General features: G+C 70.5%; 3 protein-coding genes. 2 read left to right on the top strand and 1 reads right to left on the bottom strand.

From position 1 onward, the window contains the following. Positions 1-106: 106 nt before the first annotated feature. A complete protein-coding gene (locus tag FDZ70_05770; protein ID TLM77145.1) occupies positions 107-1,378 on the bottom strand; it encodes a PLP-dependent aminotransferase family protein in 1,272 nt (423 codons plus the stop codon). Positions 1,379-1,837: 459 nt separating this feature from the next. On the opposite strand from FDZ70_05770, the gene FDZ70_05765 reads away from it, so the two are divergent. Next, positions 1,838-3,937, top strand: a complete 2,100-nt coding sequence (locus tag FDZ70_05765) for a diguanylate cyclase (GenBank protein ID TLM77144.1) — start codon at positions 1,838-1,840, stop codon at positions 3,935-3,937. Beyond that, positions 3,934-5,856, top strand: a 1,923-nt coding sequence (locus tag FDZ70_05760; protein TLM77143.1) for a PAS domain S-box protein, incomplete at its 3' end; no start/stop codon positions are given. The genes FDZ70_05765 and FDZ70_05760, both read left to right, overlap by 4 nt.

Here is a 5,856-nt window from a genome sequence, read left to right as displayed (position 1 = left end):
GTGCGTGGCCGCGCGATCGAGAATGTACCCGCTAGCGTACCGTGTCGAGCGCCGGGCGCAAGATGCAAGCGCACGACTCGGCCAAGGCGCACACGACGCCGCCCCGCTACGCCGCGGGTTCCTCGCCCGGCAGCGCGCCCGCCGCGATGAACGCGCGGTAGAGCTCGAGCCGGTCGTCGATGACCTCGCCGAGTCGCCGGATGCCCTCGGCGATGTCGACGGGCCGCGCGTAGCAGAACGCCAGCCGCATGCAGTTGCGGCCAGTACGGCCGTCGGGATAGAAGCCCTCGCCGGAGACGTACGTCACGCCACGTTCGACCGCCTCAGCCAGCATGGACTTGGCGTCGACGAAGCGCGGGAGCTCCACCCACACGAAGAAGCCGCCCTCCGGGTGCGTCCAGCGCGCCTCGGGCGGGAAGTGCTCCTCGAGGGCGGCGAGCATGGCGTCGCGACGCTCGGCGTAGACGCTGGTGAGGTGCTGCAGCGTGCGGCGCCAGCGCGTGCCTCGGAAGTAGCGCTCGGCCGTGACCTGGGCGAAGTTGCTGCCGCACAGGTCGGCGGCCTGCTTGGCGAGCAGGACTTTCGCGAGTATCGGGCGCGGCGCCGTCATCCAGCCGAGCCGCAGACCCGGCGCGAAGATCTTCGAGAACGTCCCGAGGTAGATGACCTCGTCGTCGAGCGCGCGCAGCGGCATGACGTGCCCGCCCTCGAACCGCAGGCGCCCGTACGGGTCGTCCTCGACGACCGGGATGTCGTATTCGCGCGCGAGTTCGAGCAGGCGCCGGCGCCGCTCGGCCGTCATCGTCACGCCCGCGGGGTTGTGGAAGTTCGGGATGGTGTAGATGAACTTCGCGCCGCGCGGCCCGACGCGCTTGAGCTCCTCCTCGAGCAGGTCCATGCGCATGCCGTCGTCATCGAGCGCCACGCAGCGGATGTCGGGCTGGTAGGCCGAGAACGCCTGCAGCGCGCCGACGTAGGTCGGACCCTCGCAGATGACGACGTCACCGGGGTCGAGGAAGACCTTCGCGAGCAGGTCGAGGCCCTGCTGCGCGCCCGCGGTGACTATGACGTCGGCCGCGCGGACGCGGGCTCCCGACTCGGCCATCAGCCCGACGACGATCTCGCGAAGGTCGGCGCGGCCCTCGGAACTGCCGTACTGGAGCGCCGTGGCGCCCTCGTGCATGACCGCGTGGTGGGCGGCGTCCGCGGCGGTGTGCAGCGGGAACTCGCGCACCTCGGGCATGCCGCCGGACAGCGAGATCATGTCCGGGCGGCTCGCCGCCGCGAACAGGTCGCGCACGGCGGAGCTGCGTACGCCGGCCATACGGGCGGCGTACCGGTCGGACCATCGGTCGAACACGACTCGGGCGGTACTCATCTTCGCGCGCCTTCCGTCCTCGCTCCCCAGGGCGCCGGGCCCCGGGAAACACAAAGCCCCCTACGCCTGACAGGGCGAGGGGGCGGTCGCGGTACCACCTGTCTTCGTCCCGCCCTCGCATCGGCGGCGGGACCTCGGTTCCCGGGTAGAGGTCGGGGCCTTCCCGCTTCCTTCGGCTCGCTTGGCCGGTCTGGCGGGGGACATGCGACGGGTGGCTGGGCGGATCCTCGCGCCCTCTTCCGTCAGGTCCATCTCGTGCTATGAGGTTGCCGCGTAGTGTAGCGCCGATGTTGCGAGCAGGGCAAACGGGCTGCTGCGAGGAGTGGTGGGGCGCATCACCTCGCACTCGCCTATACTCGACCCGGCCCGCGCGGAGGAGTGGGTGCGCGTCGCGTCAGTCACGGAGGCGCCATCGTGACCAGTGTGTCGCGAGAGGGAACCCAGCTTCGAAGTGGCCGCGTGCCGTGGGCCGCGTGGGCGCTCGCCTCGGCGGTGTTCGCGGGCTTCGTGCTCCTGCAGCTGCTGCCGATCGATCCGTGGGTACGGGTGCGGGTGTCATCGGTGTTCCCGCCGGTCGCGCTCATGGGCTCCGCATGGGCGTGCGTCGGCGCGGCGCGCGCGGCGCACGCGAAGAGCGCTGCGCTGTGGAGGATCGTCACCGCGATCACGATCGTGCTGGCGGTAGGCCTGAGCTATCGGGCGTACTACCTCATCGCGCTCCGTAGGATCCCGCCTGTCGGCTCACTCGAGGATGTCTCGTTCTCGCTCTCGTTCCTGGCGATGGTCCCGATCGCGCTGCTGCTCACGGGGCGGTCGGGCTCACCGAGCATACGGCTGGTCCGCCGAATCATCGACTTCGCGACGATGCTGCTCGTGACCATGACCGCCATCTATGTGTTGCTCGCGATCCCTCTGCGCACGACCGGGCCCCAGCGCACGATGCTCGAGAACGTCCTGTTCCTCGGCTACCCGGTGTTCGTCACGACGGTCATCGTGTATCTCGCCGCGTTCAAGCGGGGAAGATGGCTCGCTGACGAGGTCGTCCTCTTCGCGGCCCTGGCCACAGGAGCGCTGTCCGTGGTGCTGTCGATCTACGCGATAGGCAAGGACATCGACCTGCCCACGCAGCCGATGTCGTCGCTCATCAACTCCGTGATCGTGGCTTCGTCCGTTCTGTACGGCGTTGCCGGCGCCTACCGCTCCCGAAGGGGAGCGGCCACGGCGTCGTCGGGATCGTGGGACTCGGGCGAGCGGATGAGCCCTGCGGGGGTCGCTGCCCAGTTCATCGTCGCGCTCACGCTACCCTCGCTCATCATCTACTCCCCCGCGCTCCGGCAGCCCGGACAGGCCCGCGTGATCGTGGTGACAGCGACGATGATCGCGTTGCTTCTCGTCGCCCGAGGGATCATCGCCGGCGTCGAGAAGCGCCGGCTGGTGGCGCTCGCCCAAGCGGACGCATTGACGGGTCTGCCGAACGACAGGACCTTCAGGCCGCAGGTCGCGTCGGCTGTCGACGAGGCGAAGCGGGAGGGCGGCCCGGTGACAGCCTGCGTGCTGAACCTCGACGGGTTCGACCGGTTCAACCGAGCGAACGGCTACGCTGCCGGCGACCGGCGCCTGAAGTGGTTCGCGGGTGCGCTGCTCGATGCCGCCGAAGGCTCTGACCTGGTGTTCCGGACGGGGCCGGACCAGTTCGCGCGCATCATGCCGGGTGCCGGCCCTGACGGGGCGCTCGACGAATGCCGCCGGCTCGCAGACGACGTCTCGCACGCGTCAGACGTCCCGGACTGGCCGATCGACTTCTCCGCGGGAGTGGCGTCGTTCCCCGAGCATGCCGCCGACGCCGAGACGCTCGTCCGCTTCGCCGAGGGAGCGCTCTACTGGGCCAAGACGCGCGGTCCGAGGAGCGTGGTCGTCTACGACGCCGGCGTCGTGCAGGCGTTCGACGCACACGAGCACGTCAAGCGGCTGACCGCCGAGAGCCACGCGCGGCTCGTGGAGTCCCTCGCGCAGGCGGTGGACGCGCGCGACGCGTACACGCGGTTCCACTCCGCCAACGTGTCGATGCTCTCGCACGCCCTCGCGCTCGAGATCGGCTTCGACGACGAACAGGCCGAGCTGCTGAGGGAAGCCGCACTCCTGCACGACGTGGGCAAGATCGGCGTCCCGGACGCGATACTCCGCAAGCCGGGGCACTTGGACGAGCACGAATACGCGATCATCAAGGAACACCCGGTCCTCGGGGTACGCATCCTGACGGCGAGCGCGTGCCCCGACATGTTGCCCTGGATCCTTCAGCATCACGAGAGGTGGGACGGGACGGGGTATCCGGCGGGGCTGTCAGGGGACGAGATCTCGCTGGAGGCGCGCATCATGGCGGTGTGCGATGCGTACGACGCGATCACGACGGACCGCCCGTACCGGCAGGGCCGCACCTGCGACGAGGGCGTTGCGGAGATCCGGCGCTGGTCGGGCGTGCAGTTCGACCCGGACCTCGTGGAGCCGTTCGCGAAGCTGATCCGCGAGCGCGGCGACGGTACGACCGGTGAGTCCGCATGACCGACGCAGAGGTCCGCGCATCCGCTGGCCGCTTCGCGAAGGTTGCGGTGACTGCGGCATACGCCGTGGCCGCGCTCACGCTCGTCGTGCTGGCGGCCGCACCCGTCAGCGAACCGGTACGCGGCTGGATCGCGACCGGACTGGACCTGGCCGCCGCGGTAGCGGCCGCCGCGGTCTGCGCGTTCGTCGCCCAGCGAGTGACCGGCCGTGACCGCCGCACGTTCGCCACGCTGACGCTCTCGATGGCCTGCTGGTCGCTCGGGTGCGCGGCTCGCGCGATGTATGAGGCCGTGCTCGGTCACGGAGCCCCCACACCGTCGCTGGAGGACGCCGGCTACTTGCTCGCCATAGCGGCACTGGTGCCCGTAGTCATGACGATCGGCAACCCCGCACATGCTGGGCGCCTGCGGAGGATGCGCGCGGCGCTCGACTGGCTGTCCCTTATGACCATCGCCTCCGCCATCTCCTTCGTCACCTTCCTCAGGCCACTCGGCATCTTCTCGCCGACCGCAGAAGCAGCGCGCAGCATCGTGCTCGCGGTGTTCGTCTCGGCGGCGGCGGCCCTCGTCCTCTACCCGCTCGTGTTCCGGTCCGACCCGTGGGTCGCGTGGGCCGCGTTCGTCGTGGCGTCGGTCGGGGTGGGGGCCCTGGTGGTGCAGGCGAGCGTCGTCGCCATGGGCTTGAAGCTGTACCGGGTCGGCGGCCCGGCCACGACGTACATCGACGCCGTGTTCGTGACTGCGTTCGGCCTCGTGACCGCCGCGGGCGTATGGCGACTGAGCGCGCAGCCGGCCACGTCCGCCGGACCGGCGCCCACCGAGGAGCTCCCGGCGTGGCCGGGCATCGTCGTGAGCGCCGCGACGCTTCTCGGGATACCGCTCGCCATCGCAGTGGTCGTGATGACGAGCGACGCGATGACCAAGTACTTCCTCGGCGGCGCGGCGGCGTTGCTCGCGGTGCTGATCATCAGCCGCAACCTCGGCGTGGTGCTGGAGGCCCGGAGCGCGGCAGGCAGCGGGGCGGCCGAGGCGCGGTACCAAACGCTCGTGGAGGGCGCCCCGACCGCGATCCTCGTCGTCGGCGTCGAGGGCACCGTGCTGTACGCGAACGGGACGGCCGCCCGGCTGCTGGAGGCGCCGACGCCCTACGACCTCATCGGAACGAGCGTCGCCGACCTCCTGCCCACGAGGGGTGCGGCGCTCAAGGCGCAGGCGGAGACGGAGTCGCTGATCGAGGGGCTGATGCAGCACCGCGGGCGGCCGCAGCCCGCGGCCCCGCTGCGCCGGACGCGTGTGAGGTCTTTCGGAGGCCGGCTGATCGACGTCGAGCGCACGGCGTCCGCGATCATGTATGACGGAGTGCCTGCGGTGCTGATCCAAGGCGAGGATGTCACCGCCCGCGTCCTGGCCGAGCAGGAAGCCGCCGACTACCATCAGCGGCTGCGGGCGCTCGCCTCGGACCTCGTCGCCACCGAGGAGCGCGAGCGCCGCCGCCTCGCTGTGGCGCTTCACGACAGGGTCGGCCAGGCGCTCGCGGTATCGCGCATGCGGCTCGGGTCCGCGAGGTCGGAGGGGCTGGCTGAAGGTGAGGACGTCGACACCGCGGTCGAGATGATCGAGGATGCGATACGGGAGACGCGCGCGCTGACGACCGAACTCGCCCCCCCGGCCCTCTACGAGTTGGGGCTTCTGCACGCGCTCGAGCTTCTGTGCGAGGACTTCAGCCGCGCGCACGACCTCGAGTTCACCGTGCAGGGCGAGGGCGGTAGCGAGCACATCGACGACGAGCGGCGAGCGGTGCTCTACCGGGCGACACGCGAGTTGATGATGAACGCGGTGAAACACTCGGGAGGCCGGCGGGTCGAGGTGCGGCTCGTGTCGGGCCCGGGGGAGGCGGCCGTCACGGTGAGCGACGACGGG

This window comes from Actinomycetota bacterium, from assembly GCA_005774595.1.
Taxonomy (GTDB): domain Bacteria; phylum Actinomycetota; class Coriobacteriia; order Anaerosomatales; family D1FN1-002; genus D1FN1-002.
Note: the sequence above shows the minus strand (reverse complement) of the source record. Positions and strands in the feature narration are given on the sequence as shown.

Coding starts and splice junctions, on each gene's coding strand:
- FDZ70_05770 (TLM77145.1), bottom strand. CDS start 1,378: ATGAGTACCGCCCGAGTCGTGTTCGACCGATGGTCCGACCGGTACGCC.